At 66.6% G+C, this 20,890-nt stretch carries 15 protein-coding genes; 1 reads left to right on the forward strand and 14 read right to left on the reverse strand.

From position 1 onward, the window contains the following. The first annotated feature begins 201 nt into the window (after positions 1-201). Positions 202-2,478, forward strand: coding sequence for a PAS domain-containing sensor histidine kinase (locus tag NS365_RS12915; RefSeq protein WP_058600699.1), 2,277 nt, complete (start codon positions 202-204; stop codon positions 2,476-2,478). A gap of 181 nt (positions 2,479-2,659) precedes the next feature. Here the strand turns inward: NS365_RS12915 and NS365_RS12920 are convergent, their stop codons facing one another. The 14 genes from NS365_RS12920 to NS365_RS12985 form a co-directional block, all read right to left on the reverse strand. Then, positions 2,660-5,641, reverse strand: a complete 2,982-nt coding sequence (locus tag NS365_RS12920; protein ID WP_058600700.1) for a bifunctional [glutamine synthetase] adenylyltransferase/[glutamine synthetase]-adenylyl-L-tyrosine phosphorylase — start codon at positions 5,639-5,641, stop codon at positions 2,660-2,662. Continuing rightward, a complete protein-coding gene (locus tag NS365_RS12925) occupies positions 5,625-7,043 on the reverse strand; it encodes a sensor histidine kinase (RefSeq protein WP_058600701.1) in 1,419 nt (472 codons plus the stop codon). Before NS365_RS12925 ends, NS365_RS12920 begins: the two co-directional genes overlap by 17 nt. Before the next feature lie 38 nt (positions 7,044-7,081). Further along, a complete protein-coding gene (locus NS365_RS12930; protein ID WP_058600702.1) occupies positions 7,082-7,798 on the reverse strand; it encodes a response regulator transcription factor in 717 nt (238 codons plus the stop codon). A 108-nt stretch (positions 7,799-7,906) separates the two neighbouring features. After that, positions 7,907-9,430, reverse strand: coding sequence for a Do family serine endopeptidase (locus NS365_RS12935; protein WP_058600703.1), 1,524 nt, complete (start codon positions 9,428-9,430; stop codon positions 7,907-7,909). A 113-nt stretch (positions 9,431-9,543) separates the two neighbouring features. Continuing rightward, positions 9,544-10,062, reverse strand: coding sequence for a cytochrome c-type biogenesis protein (locus tag NS365_RS12940; protein WP_058600704.1), 519 nt, complete (start codon positions 10,060-10,062; stop codon positions 9,544-9,546). A 2-nt stretch (positions 10,063-10,064) separates the two neighbouring features. Then, complete coding sequence (locus NS365_RS12945; protein ID WP_058600705.1) at positions 10,065-12,044, reverse strand: heme lyase CcmF/NrfE family subunit; 1,980 nt, start codon at positions 12,042-12,044, stop codon at positions 10,065-10,067. Beyond that, positions 12,041-12,544 (reverse strand): cytochrome c maturation protein CcmE, encoded by a 504-nt coding sequence (gene ccmE, locus NS365_RS12950; RefSeq protein WP_058600706.1) that lies wholly within the window; start codon positions 12,542-12,544, stop codon positions 12,041-12,043. Before ccmE ends, NS365_RS12945 begins: the two co-directional genes overlap by 4 nt. Then, positions 12,541-13,686 (reverse strand): c-type cytochrome biogenesis protein CcmI, encoded by a 1,146-nt coding sequence (gene ccmI / locus NS365_RS12955; RefSeq protein ID WP_058600707.1) that lies wholly within the window; start codon positions 13,684-13,686, stop codon positions 12,541-12,543. The genes ccmE and ccmI overlap by 4 nt, the downstream gene beginning before the upstream one ends. Before the next feature lie 114 nt (positions 13,687-13,800). Beyond that, on the reverse strand, positions 13,801-14,208 hold the full coding sequence (locus NS365_RS12960) for a hypothetical protein (protein WP_058636485.1): 408 nt from the start codon (positions 14,206-14,208) through the stop codon (positions 13,801-13,803). 61 nt (positions 14,209-14,269) lie between these two features. Then, a complete protein-coding gene (locus tag NS365_RS12965; RefSeq protein WP_244498442.1) occupies positions 14,270-15,673 on the reverse strand; it encodes an ATP-binding protein in 1,404 nt (467 codons plus the stop codon). 5 nt (positions 15,674-15,678) lie between these two features. Beyond that, a complete protein-coding gene (locus NS365_RS12970; protein ID WP_058600709.1) occupies positions 15,679-16,341 on the reverse strand; it encodes a response regulator transcription factor in 663 nt (220 codons plus the stop codon). Between the two features lie 35 nt (positions 16,342-16,376). Continuing rightward, positions 16,377-16,700: a hypothetical protein gene (locus NS365_RS12975; protein WP_058600710.1), complete on the reverse strand. Its 324-nt coding sequence runs from the start codon at positions 16,698-16,700 to the stop codon at positions 16,377-16,379. Between the two features lie 82 nt (positions 16,701-16,782). Next, complete coding sequence (locus NS365_RS12980; protein WP_058600711.1) at positions 16,783-16,989, reverse strand: hypothetical protein; 207 nt, start codon at positions 16,987-16,989, stop codon at positions 16,783-16,785. 22 nt (positions 16,990-17,011) lie between these two features. Beyond that, on the reverse strand, positions 17,012-20,887 hold the full coding sequence (locus NS365_RS12985) for a baseplate multidomain protein megatron (RefSeq protein WP_058600712.1): 3,876 nt from the start codon (positions 20,885-20,887) through the stop codon (positions 17,012-17,014). Between the last annotated feature and the right edge of the window lie 3 nt (positions 20,888-20,890).

A 20,890-nucleotide genomic window follows, 5' to 3' on the forward strand; every position in this document is an offset into this window, starting at 1 on the left:
GATTTGAGGCTTGCTTCGGCCTCTCTGTTTGAGCTCGCCGACGCTGGACAAGCGAGTCGCGCTCTGTTTGATTGACCCGTGAGTCGGGCTGGCGGAGCCCGGATTCAAGGTCGACGGACGAGGGGTCGTTGAATGATGTCGGACGCTTCCAGCGTACCGGCAGGAGCCGATTCGTCCCGAATTTCGGGGTGGATTCGGATCTTGTCGTTAAAGGTTGCAACCCCTTCTCTTCAGACCCTGCGCGAGCGGCTCGGCGAGTACGAGCCCGTCATGCGCACTCTCATTCCCTATTGCGTGGTCGCGTTTCTGGTCGCCGTCGCACTGGCGAGCATCCTGTCGCTGGTCGAGGCGCGGGATGCCATTCAAGCGCGCGCGGCCAACGAGCTGCGCGTCGTGGCCAGCCTGATGCGCGCCGAAGATGCCGGGCTGGAGTCGGAGACGACGGAACCGCGCCAGCGGGCGGTTCAGCTTCTGTCGGCCGCCTTGCCCCTGTTCCTCAAGGATGACGGGCTCGTCGCCCTGATCACCGACCGGCAGGGTCGCATCCTTGCGGCCACCTTCGGCCAAGAGGAGATGATCGGGCAGAGCCTCGACACCGTCCTGGACGGCAGTCAGCCGCTCAGCGTCTTTGGAGAGCGCGCGGGCGTGATGCCGGTGACGCTCGCGGGCACCAAGGGGCGTGCCACGGCGGCGCATCTGACGGACCAGCTCGGCAGCGCCGTGTTCATTCGCCTCGACAGCCAGCTCTACTCCGAATGGCGCCGCTCCGCTTCGCTGTCGGTCACGCTGTTCTGCCTGACCTGTCTCGTCTTCCTCGCCATCCTGCTCGCCTATTACCGCCAGGCCATGCGCGCGGGCGTGGCGGACCGTATGTTGTTCGACCAGCATCGGCGCGTGGAGACCGCCCTGTCGCGCGGCCGATGCGGCCTGTGGGACTGGGATCTGGCGCGTGGGCGCATGTATTGGTCCCGCTCCATGTATGAAATCCTCGGCATGACGCCGCGCGAGGACGTGCTGGCCTTTTCCGAGGTCGCCGAGCTCCTCCACCCCGAGGATGGCTCCTTTTTCGAATTCGCCCGGCAGATCGCGTCGGGCTCGGTCGGCCATTTCGAACGCTCGTTCCGAATGCGCCGCGCCGACGGGCAATTCCTCTGGCTGCGCGCGCGCGCCGAGGTGGTCCGCACGCCGGACAACGAGATTCATCTGATCGGCGTCGCGGTCGATGTCAGCGAGAATCAGCTGCTCGCGCGCATGACCGACGAGGCCAATACGCGCCTCCAGAACGCCATCGAGAATATTTCTGAGACCTTCGTTCTCTGGGATGCGGACGACCGTCTCGTCCTGTGCAACTCGAAATATCAGGAAGTCTTCGGCCTGACCGACGCCGACGTTCAGATCGGCGCGTCCTTCGAGGCGGTTCGCGCCAAGGGGCGCAAGCCGATCGCCGAGCGCAAGCTGACGAGTTCGACCTTCGTGCAGGGCGAGCGGGCCTCGGAAACGCTTCTGGCCGATGGGCGCTGGCTCCAGGTTTCGGAACGCACGATGCCCGACGGCAGCCATGTCGCCATCGGCACGGATGTGACGCAGCTCAAGGTTCATCAGGAGCGCCTCAGTGATTCCGAGCGCCGTCTCATGGCGACGATCAACGACCTCTCCGCTTCACGGCGCGACGCCGAGGCCAAGGCGCGCGAGCTGGCCGAGCTGAACCACAAATACATGATCGAGAAGGATCGCGCCGAAAGCGCCAACCAGGCGAAGACGACCTTCCTCGCCAATATGAGCCACGAGCTGCGCACGCCGCTCAACGCCATCATCGGCTTTTCCGAGATCATGCACGAGGAAAGCTTCGGGCCGATCGGCAACGCCAAATACACCGAATATGCGGCCGACATTCACCAGAGCGGTCATTACCTCCTGAAGCTGATCAACGACATTCTGGACATGTCGAAGATCGAAGCCGGGCGCATGGTCCTTTTGAAGGAGCAGGTGGACTTCCCCGCCATTCTCGCGGAAGCCACCAAGATCGTGGAAGTTCAGGCCGGCTCCAAGAATCTCAATCTCAAGGTGGAAAGCCCGGAGCATCTCGTTCTCACCGGGGACCGGCGCGCCACCAAGCAGATCCTTCTCAACCTGATCGCCAATGCCGTGAAGTTCACGGGCGCGGGCGGCGAGGTGCGGGTTCGCGCCAGGATGTACCGGGGCCACGTCACGGTGACGATCGCCGACAATGGCATTGGCATTCCCCGCGCGGCACTGCGCAGCCTGGGCCGACCGTTCGAGCAGGTGGAAAACGAGCTGACGCGCACCCACAAGGGCACCGGTCTCGGCCTTGCGATCGCGCGCTCGCTGGTCGAGATGCAGGGCGGCTCCATGCGCATCGTCTCGTCCGTCGGCGAGGGAACGGCCGTTTCGATCCGCCTTCCCTGCGATGACGGAAGCCTGGATCACAACTCGCACTCGGTTTCCGTCGCAGCCTGACGCGCACGCGCTCTTCACGAGGGCTTGGAGTCTTCTGCGTCCTATGGTGGCGTGCGTCCGCGTCGGAGCCTGCTGGAAAGCTCCAGCGCCTTGCTTCTGATCATTCGACCGAAGCGAAGGCGCGCTCGGTTGCAACCCGAGCGGATCCTCCGGCGAATTTGCGAGCCCGGCGCGCTCCGTTTCAGCTGCGTGGCAGCTTGTCGTCCCCCACCCCTTCGAAGGGGATCAACGCAGAGAACGCGGCTCGTACCCGCTCCGCCAGATCGGCGATATGGGGCTCGATCCCGCTTTGGTCGGCCAAATCGAGCGAGCGCGCCAGCCGGTCGGCCAGGCCAGCCGGCAGATCGGACACGTTGAAGGCCGTGCCGGGGCCAAGCCGGACCAATTGCACGATGCGCGTAAAATCCGCCATCGCGGCCGGCAAACCATCGGCATCCGCATGATCGGGAAGACGCCGGGCCAGTTCACGCAGAACTTGTTCCGTCGGCTGGCCGATCAGGTCGAGCGGCACGGTGCCGGTGAGGATCGCCCATTGGGCAATGAATTCGAGGTCGGTCAGACCGCCAGCCAGCCGCTTGAGATCGAGCGTGCCGCGGGGTGGCTTCTGCATATCCAGCCGCGCGCGCATATCGGCCACGTCGTAGCGTAGAAGCGGATCCTGGGCGTGGCTCTCGATCGCCTCGCGGATGGCTTGGCGGATTTCACCCGCGAAATCGGTCTCACCGGACAGAACGCGCGAGCGCGTCAGCGCCATGCGCTCCCAAGTCCAGGCTTCGCGCTGATACTTGCGGAAGGCGTCGATGTGGGTTGCGAGCGGGCCCTTGTTGCCGGAAGGGCGCAGACGGAAATCGACTTCGTAGAGCACGCCATCGGCCATGGGCGAGGTCAGCGCCGCGATGAGACGCTGCGTGAGGCGCGTATAATAGGTCGAGACCGGCAGAGGCCTGTCGCCGTCCGAGGTCTCGGCCGCTGGATCATGGTCATACAGCAGCATGAGATCGACATCGGAACTCGCGGTCAGCTCGCCGCTGCCGAGCCGGCCGAGTCCCAGCACCACGAGACGCCCGCCCGGCACGCGTCCATGGGCGCGGCGGAACTCCGCCTCCACCGCCTCCACCAAGACTTCGAGAACGACATCGGCCAAAGCCGTGAAGGCGGCCCCCGCCGCCTCGCCTTCGATCGCGCCGGCCAACAGGCGAATGCCGACGAGAAAGCGCTGTTCGGAGGCAAAGATGCGCAGCCGCGCCAAACGCTCTTCCAGGAACTGGGCATCGCGCAGAAAGGCCGACAGCCGCTGGCGCAGGAGTTCGCGCGTCGGGATCTCCCGGTAGAAGGCCGGATCCAGCAAGGCGTCGAAAACATGCGGGCGCAGCGAGATCGTATCGGCCAGACGCGGCGCGGCGGTGATCGCCAGTGCCAGAAGCTCCAGAAGGCGGGGATTGGACGCGATCAGCGAGAAGAACTGAAGGCCGGACGGCAGGCCTTGCAGGAACCGATCGAACCCGGCCAGCGCGTTATCGGGGTCCTGCCCCTTGCCGAAGGCTTCGAGCAGCGAGGGCAGAACACGCACCAACTGTTCGCGCGCCGCTTCCGAGCGCGTCGCGCGGTAGCGCCCGGCGCCCCAGCCCTGCACGATGCGCCCGACATCGGCCGGTCGGCGATAGCCGAGCTGGCTGAGCCAGTGGAGTGCCGCTTCGTCTTCGGCATCGCTGAGGAGCGCCGTCGCCCCTTCCTGCGAGCGAGCGGGCGCATGATCGGCGAAGAGCGACGAGAACCGCGCCTCGACGGTTTCAAGGCGGCGGGTCAGCGCCTGCGAGAAAGCCTCCAGCGTTTCGAAATTACAGAGCTTGGCGATGCGCGTGAGCTCTTCAGTCGTTTCGGGCAGCGTGTGGCTCTGCTCGTCCGCCACCATCTGGATCGCGTGTTCGACGCGGCGCAGGAACCAGTAGGCTTCCGTCAGCTCTTCGGCGGTCGTGCCTTCGATCCAGCCCTCCTGCCCCAGACGGGCCAAGGCTTCGTCGGTGCGGCGCAAGCGCAGGGCCGGGTTGCGCCCGCCCGCGATCAATTGCTGGGCCTGTGCGAAGAATTCGATCTCGCGGATGCCGCCGCGCCCGAGCTTCACGTTCTGCCCGGCAACCAGAATGCTTTCGAAGCCGCGATGGCGGTCGATCCGCATCTTCATGGCGTGGATGTCGCCGATGGCGACGAAATCGAGATAGCGCCGCCAGACGAAGGGCGCAATATCCCGCATGAAGGCGCTGGCCGCCGCCGCGTCGCCCGCGATGGGCCGCGCCTTGATCATGGCCGCGCGCTCCCAATCGCGACCCGAGCCTTCATAGTAAACCAGAGCGGTCGGCACGGGCACGGCCAGCGGCATGGCGGACGGGTCGGGGCGAAGGCGAAGATCGGTGCGGAAGACGTAGCCGTCCCTGGTACGCTCGCCGATCATCTTCACGAGGCGGCGCGCGAGGCGCGAGAACAGCTCGACGCTTTCGGGCGGATCGAGCACGGCTTCGGCTTCCGGCTCGAACAAGACGATCAGGTCGATGTCGCTGGAATAGTTCAGCTCTTCGCCGCCGAGCTTGCCCATGCCGAGCACGAAAAGCCCCGAGCCCTCTTCTGGCCGGGCCGGGTTCGGCAGGCGAAGACTGCCGCGACGATGGAGATCGGAAAGGCAAAAGCGCAAGGCGCGCGCGACGGCCGCTTCGGCCAGTTGCGACAGGTGGCGCGTCGTCTCCAGCGGCGTCGCCGCGCCGAAGAGATCGTCCAGCGCGATCAGGAACGAGGCTTCGTTACGCACCTGACGCAGCTCCGCCATCAGGCCGGCTTCGGTCGCGTCATCCGGGAGTGGGGCTTGCAGCGAGGCGATCAACGCCGCGATTCGAGCCTTCGGCTCCTCGTCGAACAGTTGCTCCAGCCAGCGCGGAGATCGCAGAGCCAGCCCTTCCAGATGCGGCGACAGGGACAGCGCCGCGCCCAGACGCTGGCGGTTTTTGTCCGGCGCAGCGGCCGATAGCCATGCCGACAAGCGCTCCAGCCCCTCGGCATCAGCTGCCGCCTTGAGATCGCCGAGGCAGGAGTGCGCCTTGTCCACGGACAAAGGCACCAGGGAAAGCGCGCCTTGGAAGCGCGGCGCGAGCTTTCCGTCATCCCTCGTCGGCAATCTGTCCTCCCTCAATCGGTATGTGCAGCCGAACGATAAGCCCTGGCGCGGCATCGTCCAACATCATCGTTCCGCCATGAATGCCGGCGATGGCCTGGACCAGCGAGAGACCGAGACCCGATCCGGGCTTGGTGCGGCTTTCATCCAGCCGATAGAATCGCTCCAGCACACGGGCCCGTTTGTCCGCCGGAATGCCCGCGCCATTGTCGGCCACCGATAAGGAGAAGCTTCGGTCCTCGGTCGTCAGCTCCACCCGGATGCGCAGGACCCCTTCAGCCGGCAGACCGTATTTCAAGGCATTGTCGATGAGATTGGACAGGGCTTGGGCAATCAGCTCGCGGCTGACCTCGGCCATGAGGCTGTCCGGCGCTTCGACCTCCAGCGCCCCGCCCTCGTCCTCTGCCGAAGGCTCGTAGAGTTCCGTCACGTCGCGCACGATGGCGGCAATGTCGACCTGCGTTTTCAAGGCCGGATGCGAACCCGCCTCGACGCGGCTGATCATCAACAGCGCGTCAAATGTGCGGATCATGCCGTCCGCCTCCGCCATCACGCCCTCCAACGCACCGCGCAGTTCGGGTTCGGACGCGGTGTGCGCCCCGCCAAGAGCCGATTCCACGCGGTTGCGAAGACGCGTCAGCGGCGTCTTCAGATCATGGGCAATATTGTCGGAGACCTGCCGCAGCCCTTCCTGCAGATGGGAGATGCGGGCCAGAAGCACGTTGAGGTTTTCTGAGAGGCGGTCGAACTCGTCGCCCGTTCCGGCCACCGGCAGACGCTCGTTCAGATCGCCCGCCATGATGCGGGCGGTAGAGACTGACATATTGTCGAGCCGGTGCAGCGCCGAGCGCCCTACGAGGAACCAGGCGATCAGCGCGCCGACACTCATCAGCCCGAGCGCCAGGATCAGGGCGTTGCGCACCACGAGGCGAATGCGGTCGAGTTCGGTCTGGTCGCGGCCGACCAGAACCCGAAGCCCGTTGGGCAGTTGGATGACCTGCGCGATGGCGGAATGGTAGCGATCATCCGGGTCTTCGGTGAAGCGCGCATAGCGAAAGGCATGGCCGACGAAGCCGGGATCGTCCAGCACGCCCGCTTCCAGGCTTTCGACGTTGCCGGCCAGGATGCGGCCCGTGGCATCCGTCATCAGATAGAGCGACGCGCCGGGCTGGCGCGACCGCCGATCGATGCTGCGCACCAGACCGACCAAACCGGAATTCTGATAGATCCGCCCGAGTTCGTCGATCTCTTCGTTGATCGTGTCGCGGTTCTGCGTCTGAAGGATCGAAGCCGCCGAACCCGTGACGTAAAAAAGCAGAATGGCGGCAAAAACCGCGAAGAGGCAGAGGTAGATCGCCGAAAGGCGGAAGGCCGTGACCCGCCAGAGGTCACGGATGCGGGTCATGGTTCGCATGGGCTGGCCGATACGTGGCTGGGCTGCGCTCACCCCTGCCCCGGCCGCAGGATATAGCCGGAGCCGCGCACCGTATGCAGCAAAGGCTCTCCGACGTCGCGCTCGATCTTGGAGCGAAGGCGCGAAATATGAACGTCGATCACGTTGGTCTGCGGGTCGAAATGGTAGTCCCAAACATTCTCCAGGAGCATGGTGCGCGTCACCACCTGCCCCGCATGTTTCATGAGATATTCGAGCAGACGAAACTCGCGCGGCTGGAGGATGATCGTCTTGCCGCCGCGCTTCACCTCATGGGACAGCCGGTCGAGTTCGAGGTCGCCGACCTTGTAGGCCGTTTCCACATCCTTGGTCGCCCGGCGACGACCCAGCACCTCGACCCGCGCCAAAAGCTCGGAAAAGGCATAGGGTTTGGAAAGATAATCGTCGCCGCCCGCGCGCAGGCCCGTGACGCGATCGTCCACCTGGCCCAACGCCGAGAGGATCAGCGCCGGCGTCATGTTGCCCTTGTCGCGCAGGGCCGAGATCACCGAAAGCCCGTCCCGCTGCGGCAGCATCCGATCCACGACCAGAACGTCGTAGGCCTGGGTCTCGGCCATATGCAGGCCCGTTTCCCCATCGGCCGCGTGATCGGGCACATGGCCCGATTCCCGGAAAGCCTTCTGAAGATAGGAGGCGGCTTCGTTGTCGTCTTCGATCAAGAGGATGCGCATGGCATCGGATGTAGGCGAAAGCGCCGGCAGCGTCATCTGTCCCCTCCGTCAGGATCGTGCGATTCAACAAAAAAGGGCGGCGCCTCGTTCGAAAGCGCCGCCCCGACAGCATGGGAGGGGAGGTCAGCGCCTCCCCTCACCGGCTCAGCTGCCGGAGATCGGCAGGGCGACGAAGCGGTTCTGGTCGCCATTGCGCAGCTGGAAGAGAGCCGCCTTGCGGCCGCTGGTCGAGGCGCTCTTGATCGCGGTTTCGACGTCGCGCTGCGACTTCACCTGCGTTCCGTTCACGGCGACGATCGTGTCGCCGGCCGATACACCGCGCGAGGCCGCCTCGGAGTCGGGATCGACTTCGGTGACCACCACGCCCTGCCCGTCGTCGGACGGGGTCAGCGTCAGGCCATAGCCGCGCAGCGAGGACGGGTTCACCGGCACACCGCTCGAGCCCGACGTGTTGGAGGCTTCATCCAACGAGGCGAGATTGCCGAGCTGAACCTTGATCTGCTTGGCGGCATTGTCGCGCCAGACGGTCACGTCGATCGATGCGCCCGGCTTGAACTCGGCCACGCGGCGGGCCAGTTCGCGGGGGCTAGCGACCGTCTCGCCGTTGACGGCGGTGATCACGTCGCCGGTGCGGATGCCGGCCTTGGTGGCGGGCGTCTCGTTATCCGGCAGGGTGACGATGGCGCCATGCGTGTTGGCAAGTCCCAGCGCCTCGGCGATATCCTTCGTCACCGGCGCGATCTGCACGCCGAGCCAGCCGCGCTGCACGTTGCCGTTTTCACGCAGCGACTGGATCACCGACTGCGCCGTGGAGGCGGGAATGGCGAAGCCAATGCCGACCGAACCGCCCGAGGGCGAGAAGATGGCCGTGTTGATGCCGATCACCTGCCCCTGAAGGTTGAAGGCCGGGCCGCCCGAATTGCCCCGATTCACCGGCGCGTCGATCTGGAGGAAGTCGTCGTAAGGGCCTGCGCCGATGTCGCGGCCACGGGCCGAGACGATGCCCGAGGTGACCGAACCGCCGAGGCCGAACGGGTTGCCAACGGCCACGACCCAGTCACCGACGCGGACCTTGGAATCATCGGCCCAGCCGACATAGGTGAACTTGGTGTTGGGGGCATCGACCTTCAGCAGCGCCAGATCGGTGCGCTTGTCCGCGCCGACGAGCTTGGCCTGATATTCCGTGCCGTCGTTCAGGACGATCGTGTAGTTCGTGCCACCTTCCACGACGTGGTTGTTGGTGACGATATAGCCGTCATCCGAGATGAAGAAGCCGGACCCTTGTGCCATGCCTTCGCGCGGCGCGCGGCGCGGCGCACGCTGGCCGGGTGCGCCCGGGCCGCCGTTCGGATTGCCGAATTCGAAGAAGCGGCGCAGCGGATGGCCTTCGGGCAGGTTCTCGAAAGGCGAGCCCTGCTGTGCGTCACCGCGATCGGCCGCGTCCTCAATCTTTTCCTTCACTCGAACCGAGACGACGGCCGGCGAGACCTTCTCGACCACATCGGCGAAACCCGCGCTCTGGCCCGCCGGATTCACCTGCACGGCCTGCGCATAGGACGGCGTGGTGTTGGCGATGACGCCGCCCGAGAAGGCGAGGCCGGCGACACCGGCAGCCAGCACGGCGGCGGACAGGCGGCGCTTCGTCTTGGTCGTGATCGTATGGGTCATGAACACTCTCGCTGGTTCCGATCTCGGCGGCAGCGGCCATTGCTCGCTGCTTCTATGTCCCGGAAGCTAGTGGATCGAAGATTACGGCAAGTTTTCGAAGGCATGAAAGCTTGTTAACCTCGGAGACTCACTGAGCTTTCGTTTTCGCGCGGCGGCTCGCGGGTGTCCATCCGGTCCAACGCCTCAGCCACCGCGCGCTCCTCCGCCGCACTGAGCGGCGCAGGCCCGGATGTTTCACGTCGGCGAGAGAAAACTAGAAAGGTGCCGCCGGCCAGCAAGAGCAGGACCGGCGTTCCCCAGAGGATCAGCGTTTGCGGCTCGAAACGCGGGCGCAGAAGCACGAACTGGCCGTAGCGCGCCACGAGATAATCCAGCACCTTCTCGTCGCTGTCACCCGCCAGAAGGCGCTGGCGCACGAGAACCCGCAGGTCCTTGGCGAGCGGCGCATCGGAATCGTCGATGGACTGGTTCTGGCAGACCATGCAGCGCAGCTCGGCCGAAAGGGCGCGGGCGCGCGCCTCCATTCGAGCGTCGGGAAGAACTTCATCCGGCTGCACCGCCGGGGCCGATGTGGCAGCGAGGCAGGACAAGACCGCCGCGACCATCAACGCCTTCGAGCGCGAAACGCTCATGCTCACGCCGCCTTCGGCCGCGCTGACGATCGGCGCGCCGGCGCACCGACGCGCAGGCGGCGGTCCGCGAGGGATACGAGGCCGCCGAGCGACATGGCCACGGCACCCAGCCAGATCAGCGTGACGAAGGGCTTGTACCAGACGCGCACGACCGTCGCTCCGCCGTTGGCCGCCGCATCGCCCAGCGCGATATAGATCTGGCTGAAACCGCGCGTGTGAATGCCCGCTTCCGTCGTCGGCATCTGCCGCGCAGGATAAAGACGCTTGGAGGATTCGATCACGCTGCCGGGCACACCGTCGCGGATCAAGGTGAAGCGGCCGACCTCCTCGTGATAGTTCGGCCCTTCGCGAGGGCTCAGACCATCGAAGCGCACGATCGCCCCGCCGGCCGTCAGCGTGTCCCCCGGCGCCATGGTGGTGATCGTCTCGGTGCTGAAAGCGCTGACGGACACGACGCCGAACAGCGTCACGCCGAGCCCGAAATGGGCGATCGCCGTGCCGAAAGCCGAACGCGGCAGGCCGGCAAGGCGGCGCAGAGCGAGGCGCGGCCCGGCCTTCGGTAAGCCAGCGCGCGCGGCGAGATCGCACAGGCTGCCGACCAGCAGCCAGACAGCGAGGCCGAAGCCCAACGCCGCCAGAATACGCGTCCCCTGCGTGACGGCCAGAACGATCACCATGGCGACCAGAGCAGCGCCGATGGCGACATAGAGCCGCTGCGCAGCCGCCCAAAGGTCTCCGCGCTTCCACGCGAGCAGCGGGCCGAAGGGAACCGCAAAGAGAAGCGGCACCATGAGCGGTCCGAACGTGGCGTTGAAGAAGGGCGCGCCAACGGAAATCTTGGTGCCGGTCGTGACCTCCAGCGCCAGCGGATAGAGCGTGCCGGTCAGAACCGTCGCCGTCGCCGTCGTCAGGAAGAGGTTGTTGAAGACCAGCGCGCCTTCGCGCGAGATCGGCGCGAACAGCCCGCCGCTTTCGAGCTCGCTCGACCGCCAGGCGAAGAGCGCCAGCGAGCCGCCGATGAAGATGCAGAGGATGGCGAGGATGAAGACACCGCGCTCCGGGTCCACCGCGAAGGCGTGAACCGAGGTCAGGACGCCCGAGCGAACCAGGAACGTGCCGAGCAGCGAGAGCGAGAAGGTCAGGATCGCCAGAAGCACCGTCCAGACCTTCAGCGCCGAGCGCTTTTCCATAACCAGCGCCGAATGGAGCAGCGCCGTGCCCGAGAGCCAGGGCATGAAGGAGGCGTTCTCGACCGGGTCCCAGAACCACCAGCCGCCCCAGCCGAGTTCGTAATAGGCCCAGTAGGAGCCCATGGCGATGCCGGCCGTCAGGAAGACCCAGGCGATCAGCGTCCAGGGCCGCACCCAGCGCGCCCAAGCCGCGTCGATCCGCCCGTCGATCAAGGCGGCGACCGCGAAGGAAAAGGCGATCGAGAAGCCGACATAGCCGAGATAGAGCAGCGGCGGATGAATCGCGAGGCCGATGTCCTGGAGGATCGGGTTGAGATCCTGCCCCTCGAAGGGTGCGGGCACTGCGCGGGTGAAGGGGTTGGACGTCAGGAGAATGAACAGAAGGAAGGCCACTAGAATCCAAGCCTGAACCGACAGGACATTGGCCTTGAGGCTCGCCGGCAGGTCCGCGCCGAACGAGGCGACCAGGGCTCCGAAAAAGGCCAGGATCAGCACCCAGAGGAGCATCGACCCTTCGTGATTCCCCCAGACGCCCGACACCTTGTAGAGCATGGGCTTCAGGGAATGGCTGTTCTCGACCACGTTCAGAACCGAGAAGTCCGACGTCACATAGGCGAAGGTCAGTGCGCCGAACGCGAAAGCCAAAAGCGCGAAACAGGCGAGCGACGTGATGCCCCCCGTTTCCATCAGCCGACTATCCCCCGTTCGGCTCCCGAGAAGCGGTAGGACGGACTGCACCAGCGCCAGCCCGAGAGCCAGGACCAGCGCGAAATGGCCGAGTTCGACGATCACAGGCCCGCTCCGGTCGAGGCCGGCGCACCGGCTTTGGGAGCGGTGGGTCGCTCACTCGCAACCACGGCGCCGTCCTTCCAGAGGCCGCGCGCCTTCATGTCGTCCACGACCTCCTTGGGCATATAGGTCTCGTCATGCTTGGCCAGCACCGTGTCCGCCACGAAGACATGATCGGGGCCGATCGTGCCTTCCGCGACGACGCCCTGCCCTTCCCGGAAGAGATCGGGCAGAAGACCGGAATAGCGCACGGGCACGCTTTCAACCGTATCGGTCACGCGAAAGCGCACGGCCTGACCGGCGCCCCGCTCCACCGTTCCGCTTTCCACCAGCCCGCCCAGGCGGATGCGCTGCCCCTCGACCGGAGGGCGCGTGGCAAGATCGGTCGGAGAATTGAAGAAGGCGACGCTGTCGGACAAGGCCGTCAGCACGAGAGCCAAGGCGGCTCCGACGACGAAGAGGATGCCGAAAATCGAAGTCAGGCGCTTTTGCTTGCGGGTCATCGCGTCGTCGCATCTCCCGAGAGGTTGAGGCCGAGCGACCCGGCAAGAGCGAGAATCAACTTACCGTCTGCGGTTTCGGGAGGAAAGACGCCGAGCGCCCTGCGACCAGCCGCCTCGGCCTTCGCCTTGTCTCCGAGCACGGCATAGGAGCGGATCAACCGCGTCCAGCCGTCCGCATCTTGGGGCGCAGCATCGAGACGGCTTGCGAGTTGCGCGACCATGCCCTGGATCATGGCTTGGCGATCGGCATCGCTGAGTTGCCCCGCCGCTTCGATGGCGGCGGCATCGGGACCGGGTGGCGGATTGTCGAGCTTGGCTTGCGCGTCCCTCAATGCGCCCTGCGCCAGCGCGAGCCAGGGCGCGCCCGCCGGCGAGACATCGATCAGCGCGTTCCACGCGTCCTTGGCTTCGGCGTATCGCCCCGTCTGCGACAAACCGAGAGCGAGATAGAATCGAGCGGAGGGAAGGTTGGGATCGAGCACCAGCGCGGCATCGAAGGCTTGGCGTGCGTCCGGCGTCACCTCGCCGCCGGCCTTCTGCACCAGAGCCTCGCCCAAGCCGGCCTGCGCGGCAGCGCTCGGCGGCCCCAGCCTCAGAATATTATGATACGCCGTCGCAGCCTTGTCCGCGTCTCCGAGCCGCAGGTACACCGGCGCCGCGACATTCCAGCCCGTCAGATCGTCCGGCCGCTCGGCCAGGCGTCGCTCCACAGCGGCCATCATGGCGGAGATGTCGGACGGCTGCGCGGGAGGTGCGCGGCCGGCCAAAGGCTGGTCGCTCATATCAGGCGAGCCGGCCCGATCATAAAACAGAAAGGTGCCGACCGGCAGCAGCAGGGCCACCGCGAGCCCGGCGAGGATCGCCAGCCGCCCGTTCCGGTCTCCGCCTTCCGATGCGGCTGCCTTCACCGCCTCTTCGGACTTCAAAAGCCGGCGCGCGATCTCGGCCCGTGCTGTTGTGACCTCGTCAGCGCCGATGGCGCCGCGAGACAGGTCCGCCTCGAGTTCGGCGAGTTGCGCGCGATAGACCTCGGCGTCATGCAGCGGGCGCGGCGAAACCGCCGATCCGTGTGTGCGTAGAAGCGGGCGGATCGTCGCGGCGGTCGCGAGCAGGGTCATGATGGCGGCGACAAACCAGAACAATGGGTCTCTTCCCTCCCCGCCGATCGAAAGAACGACGGACCATGCCGCAACTCGAGCGGACATAGCTGCTCTAGCAAGGGCCGCCGCCGATGCCTATTCACATCGCGCTCAAGATCAGCCGACGGGCGTCCAGCCCTCCGCGCCGGAGCGGCAGGCCGTGCCGACCTGACGCGTCGTCGCGCTACCCTTGGTGATCACATGCGTATAACCGCGACAATCCTGCGAGCCGATCCGATAGAGCTGCGTCGGCACCACCTCGCCGCGATACCCGTCGGCCGACCAGGGCACGGCCTGCCCGACCGCCCCAAACTGCAAGGCCTGATACTGCGCCGCCAGGGCTCCCTGCTCGGCGCGACCCGACAGCGCGACATTGCCAGTCTTGGGCAGGCTGGGGCGCAGCGCCAGCGCGCCGGGCGGCAGCGGCGCTACCGGGGCGCTCGTCAACGCCGCGCCGGACGAGAGGCAACCGCCCAGAAAGAGCGACGCGAGCAGGGCTGCGGAGGTCTGAAATGCACGGCGCATGAACCAGCCTGATACCGACCGGACCAAGCCTGAACGACCCGCTCCGGAAAATCCGAACATTTCAGGAGATCGGCGCATCCCCCGAGCGAGGCAAGGTCAGGCAGGCCCGCAATCCCCCGAATTCGGATCGCTCCAGTTGAAAACCGCCGCGGTATTGCAAAACGGTCTCAGCCACGATCGACAGGCCGAGCCCGCTGCCGGGCACCGTCTCGTCGAAGCGCCGGCCCCGCTTCGTGGCCTCCACGATCTCCTCGGGCGTCAAACCCGGACCATCGTCCGATACGGTGACGGCAAAACTCGCCGCGTCCGATACCGCCAGCGTCAGTTCGATGCGGCTGCGCCCATATTTCGCGGCATTCTCCAGGAGATTGCCGAGCATCTCCTCCAGATCCTGCTGCTCGCCGGCAAACACCAGCCGCTCCGCCGCCGGATCGATACGGGCATCGATGCGAAAGCCGGGGTTGAGCTTGACCATCACGCGCAGCAGCCGATCCACGATGGGGCGAACCGGCGTGCGGGCGATCGCGCTTTCGCCACCGGCCGCAATGCGCGCGCGGTCGAGATAGTGCTGGACATGGGCCTGCATCCGCTCGCCCTGCTCGCGCAGCACCCGCCCCCGCTCGCCGCCGATGGCGCCGGCTTCGTTCAGGAGCACGGCGACCGGCGTCTTCAGCGCATGGGCGAGATTGCCGACCTGCGTTCGGGCACGCTCAATGATGCGCCGGTTGCTGTCGATCAGCGCGTTCATCTCGGCGGCCAGCGGCTGAATTTCCGTTGGGAAGCTCCCCTCCAGCCGCTCCCGCTCGCCCGCGCGCACGGATGCCAGCGAGCGCTGAACGACGGAAAGCGGGCGCAGTCCATAAAGAATGGCAAGAGCATTGATCACGGTCGAACCCAGCCCGAAAAGGCCGAGATAAAGGGTCAGCGAGCGGTTGAAGGCCGCAATGTCGGCGTCGAGCGTGCTCGCATTGCCCATCACGCGAAAGCGCGCGGCGTGGTTCTCGCCATCCAGAACCACCTCGGCCTCTTCAACATAAAGCGTCTCGCCGTCGAGCCCGGGCACGCGGTAATCGCGGCGATATTGCATGTCGAAGGGCGCAGCCGTCTCCGGCACGTCGGCGATCCGCGCCCGCCCGAGCGAGAACGATGTGAGCCGTCCCGTCGTATTGGCGCTGGCTGGCAGAACCTCCCAGTACCAGCCCGACAAGGGCTGCGAATAGGCGAGATCGCCGAGATCGGGCACGCCGCGCAGCGCGCCGTTCTCGTCCACCGTCACGGCGTTGACGAGGTTGAACAGCTGTGCTCGCACCACCGCTTCGAAGCCCGATTGGGCCGTGCGCTCGTAGAGCTGTGAAATCAGACCGCCGATGACCAGAAAGGCCGCGATGGCCCAGAGGCTCGACATGCCGACGACGCGAACGGTCAGGCTGCGGCTCCAGCCGCCCGGGCCTTTGAAGATCGGCACGGCCCCTATCCCGAGCTCCGCATCCGATAGCCGAGGCCGCGAACCGTCTCGATCAGATCGATGCCGAGCTTGCGACGCAGCCGGCCGACGAAGACTTCGATCGTGTTGGAATCGCGGTCGAAATCCTGATCATACATATGTTCCGTCAGCTCGCTGCGCGAAACGATCTCGCCCTGATGATGCATGAGATAGGCCAGAAGCCGATACTCGTGCGAGGTCAGCTTCAGGGGCGTCCCATCGATCGTGGCGCGAGAGGATTTGGTGTCGAGGCGCAGCGGCCCGCAATGAATTTCGGACGAGGCGTGGCCGGCCGCACGGCGGATCAGGGCGCGCAGCCGGGCCAGCACCTCCTCCATATGGAAAGGCTTGGCGACATAATCGTCCGCACCCGCGTCGATACCCGCCACCTTGTCGCTCCAGCGATCGCGCGCCGTCAGAAGCAGAACCGGCATGGTGCGCCCGTCGCGCCGCCAGCGTTCCAGAACGCTGATCCCGTCCATCTTCGGCAGGCCGACATCGAGGATCACGGCGTCGTAAGGCTCGGTGTCTCCGAGAAAATGTCCATCCTCGCCGTCCGAGGCGCTGTCCACGACATAGCCAGCCGCGCGCAACGCTTCGCCCAGTTGGCGGCTCAGTTGCGCGTCATCCTCAACGACCAAGATACGCATCGGCTCTCCGGTTCGGCGTTTCGATTCGTGCCGATCTATTGCGGAATCGTGATCGTCTGACGGCGGGGTCGGCTGCCATCGCGCGCCGGCACCAAGACCGTGACGACGCAGACCGTTCGCCCGCCTTGATCGGCGATCTGGACCGACAGAACCTGGCCGCCGCTCTGCGCGGCGGCTTGCGCGGCGGCAGCGGAGCAGCCGCCTTGGGCCAGAAGCTCCGGCCGCTCATAGGCGGCGGCCGGAGCATGCGTCCAGGCCGCCGCCGATCCCGACGCGGACCAGTTCGCGGAGGCAGGCGCGGCCGCCGCCCAAAGCGAAAGGCCGGCGATGAGAAGGGAGAGAGGCGTTCGACGGGTCATCGGCTTTCCCGGTTCATGTCCTCCTTCTTCTAGGCGCTGGCCGCTGAATGTCGAATGAATGTCGGAAATTCGCCTTTTTCCGTCAGCGGATTTCCGATCGCGCCTGGAAGCGCCCGAGGATTGCCACCGCCGCGCCGATCGCCGAGGCCAAAGCCGCCAGTGTGCCGGCCAGTTGGTCCTGCGAGAGCCCGTCCAGTTCGAAGCCGCGCAGCGCCGCGAGGCTCGCGCCCATCGAAACGAGCGCGCCCCAGACCGTCTTGGATTTCCACCAGTCTTTGGTGTCGTTCATATATCCTCCTGAAAGTGCTGTTTCATGCCAATGTTGCAAAAGAGATGCGCCTCGCCTCGCCAGGGCCGACACTGGCGCTGACCTGCGCCACGGCGATGTCGAGCCGTGTGCCGCCGGATGGGAGCACCGCGCGCCAGACCGAAGACTCGACCCGCAAGGCCGGCTCATCGGCGTCGAGAGCGAGGTTCGAGCCGCCTTCGGCCGACAGGGTCACGCGATAGGCCTCGCGCTCCTCGCCGAGCGGCATGTCGGCCTCGTCCCAGCCTTCGACAGCGGCTCGGCTGCGGCGCACCCAGCGCAGCGACAGCGTTCCGTCCGCGGCGATCCGCCCCGCAAGATGGCAGGGTGACAAGGGCAGAAGCGCGCGCCGGCCGAGCGCAACCGTCTGCCGGTCGGCCGCATCGTCGCCCAAGGGTCGGCCGGAGGGCGCGGCCAGCCAATGCCGCTCCATCCCGAGGCCCGAGACAGCAGCGGGAACCGGCACACAGGCCCCGTCCAGGAGAACGAAGGCCGCGCCCTTCGGATGCCCGGCCCGCATTGCCGCCTCCGTTCCGTTGAGCGCACGCAGCAGATGTTGCAGGCGGAAGCGCCCCGGCGCCACCTCTTCGGCCTCGCCGAACTGGATCACTTCCCAGGCCCCCGAGGCCGAGCGGATCGCCGCCCGGTTCGCGCCCGCCATCAGCGCCGCCTCCGGCACGGAGGACAGGGCACCGAAAGCGAGTTCCACGACAGCTGCATGGGTGCGGTCGAAGACGCCTTCGCGCCCCGCCCCGAGCGGCTGGGCCAGCGCACCGAGCGTCGCGGGCCGCCCGATGCGGGCGAAGCTTTGAAACCCCGTATCCGTCACGGAAGCGAAGAGGTCGAGCGGCACGAAGGGCCGGCTCATGGCCGCCACCGCCGCGCCGCCGACCCCCTCGATCTTGGGCAGGTCCATCCAATGCACCACGGGGCGGGACGCGAAAGCGGGCTGGACGGAAGCCGGAGCCTCCGCATTCCCCGCCTCCACCGGACGCGGAACGAGACTGCGAAGGCGGGACGCCTCGACGCGCCGCATCAGGCCATCCTCGATCCGCTCGATCCGCCAGACGCCCTCGCCACCCGGCAGACGAACATGGTCCCCCGGAGACAGGCTCAGCGCTGCGGGAGACAGCGCGAAGCTTGCAGTCTCGCGCTCGCCCGTTTCCCGGTCGAGAAGATCGGCGGCGAGCCGCCGGGCCTGCCCCTCCGAGAGAACGATCGGCAGTTCGACATGGACCTGCTTCGGTCGATCGGCATCGCCGAGTGCCGCTTCCGCCACGGCGGATTGATAGGCCCGCGCCGGGTCGCTGAAGCCGACCAGAACCTCCTCCGCCATCTCGCTCGGCTCGGCTCGGCGAACCTCCAGGGGCGGCGCATCCCCCTCGTCCGCCAGCGCCTCCAGCAAGACGTCCCGCCCCCGCCGCGCCATGGAGCGAAACCGCAGGCGACCGCCTTCCGACCGTGCTTCGACGCCCGCGAGGCGCAGCAGTTCTTCCAACTCGGCCCGCGCCGAGCCCGGCCCCGGCACGAGAAAGCCGCCGAGATCGCCATCGACCTCCGCCGTATCCCCCAACGCGAACCCGTGATCGTGCAAAAGATGATCAATAAGCCCGTCCAGCGGCGCGCGGCCGAGACGGCCGGTCAACCAATGGCCGCGCTCCCAATTGCCGCCATCGGCCCAGACATCGGCCCGGTCGGGAAAGGCGGGAGCCGGCCGCGCGTCCCAGCACCAGACATGAATGGTCTCCGGCGGCACCATGCGGCCGCCATAGATCGGCGACACCGGATTGTTAGCCGCCTCGAAGCCGGCCGCCGCCGGGTTCCAATGGCGCAGATGCGCTTCCAGAAAGCGGCGCTGCGCGAGATCGTCCCGCCCGCCGTTGGAGAAATGCGGCCAGGCGCTTTCCGCCGATTTCGGATCGTAGAAAACATTGGGCTGGTTCGCCCCTTTGTCGATCGCCGGGCAGCCGAGTTCGGTGAACCAGATCGGCTTCGACATCGGCACCCAGGCTGTCGGTTGCGCCTGCTCCACGCCGCCGCGTCGCTCCACGTGCGGGTTCGACCACCAACTTTTCAAATCCTTGGCGCGGAAGACCCAAGGCTTGCCGAGCCCGTCGCTAATCGGGCTGCGCTGCCCCGCGCGCCGCGCCGCTTCGCTCGGATAGAACCAGTCGAAATATTCGCCGCTTGCGACCCCCTGCCCCAACGTCTCCCGATCATAGGGCGACGGCATTTCTTTCGCCGCGTCGCCGTCGCGCCAGTCGGCCAGCGGCAGGTAATTGTCGATCCCAACCGCCCCGATCGCCGGGTCGCTCCAGAGCGCATCGAGCTGAAAGAACACGTCGCCGGAGCCGTCCTGCGGCTGGTAGCCGAAATATTCGCTCCAATCGGCGGCATAGGTGACGAGCGTAGTTGGCAGAAGCGCCTTCACCTCCCGGGCGAGCGTCACCAGTCCTTCCACGAAGGGAAAGCGTCCCGCCTCGTCGCGGAGAGACGTGAGCCCGCGCATTTCCGACCCGATCACGAAGGCATCGACCCCGCCCGAAACTTTGGCCAGATGCGCGGCATGAAGGATCATGCGCCGGTAGGACCATTCGGGCGCGCCGCTATAGGTCACCTCACGTCCCGCCACCGCGAAGTCGGACACCTTCGCCTGTCCCAGAAAACGCGCGATGTCACCCCGCGCCACAGCCGTCCGATCAGCCGAGCCTTTGCGACCCGGTGCCAGATCGAGCGTCATCCGGCCGCGCCAGGGATAGGGCGCCTGCTCCGCCCCACCATAGGGATCGGGCAGCCCGTTGCCATCAGGCACGTCCATCATCAGGAAGGGATAGAGCGTCACCTTCAGCCCGCGCCCGCGCAATTCGGCGATGGCCCGCAGCACGCCCGCATCCGATGGCGTGCCGCCATAGGCCGGCGCGCCCTCGATCTGGCTGACGAGACGCGCCTCGTCGCGCGTCGCGCCGCCCCCGCGCAAAGGCACCGTCTCGTCGCGTTGGCGCACCTCGACGCCCGGTCGCACGCTGGCATGGCCGACACGTAGATCGTCCGCGAACCAGCTCACTACCAGCGCAGCGCGCTCCAAGCGAGGGCAAAGCGCCGTCAACTCATCCAGCGAGGCTGTGAGATCGCTCGCGCCGTGCAGCATGTTGCGATTGATGAGCCGATCCTCGCCGGGGCCGACCCGCTCGCGCACGGGCATGGGGTCGAGCCCATGCTCCGTCGCGCCGGGAATGATCGTGATCGCCCGCAGCCCCGCTTCCAGTTCGCCGACGGGTCGGATCACCTCGCAGGACATCTGCGGAATGCGGTTGCCCCAACGCTCCAGCGGCAGGCGCTCGAACACCAGATAAGCGAGCCCGCGATAGGCCGGCGCGTTGCCTTGCCCCTGCCGGGCCTCGATCAGCGGGTCGGGTTCCTGGTCCTCCGTTCCCTTGTGCAGGCGCCACGTCACCAGCGAGAGGTCGAGTTCCTCGCCATCGGCCCAGATGCGCCTGACATGGGCAATCGGCCCTTCGCACAGGCCGATCGCGACATTGCCGAAATAGCTGTAGGTCGTCACCTCGCCGCGCCCGCGCGCGGAACCCTTGCCGCCCGTGCGCTCGGTGGTCGCCGCTTCCTCGAAGCGCGTCGTCCAGATCACCTGCCCCGCGATCCGGGCCGTGCCGTAGAGACGCGCGACGCCCGCCCCCTCGTCGGCCTCCATGATGCGGCTCGCCGTCAGGCGTGGCCCCTGCCGCTTGGTGCGCGCGCCGAACAGCGCGCCGTCGATGGCCGAGCCGCCGAGCGCTCCGATGGCCCGCCCGGCCATCGCCCCGAAGGGCCCGCCGATCAAGCCGCCCAGCGCGCCGCCCGCCGCCTGCAAGAGGATGGTCGCCATGGA

The organism is Aureimonas ureilytica (assembly GCF_001475935.1).
GTDB classification, from domain to species: Bacteria; Pseudomonadota; Alphaproteobacteria; order Rhizobiales; family Rhizobiaceae; genus Aureimonas; species Aureimonas ureilytica_A.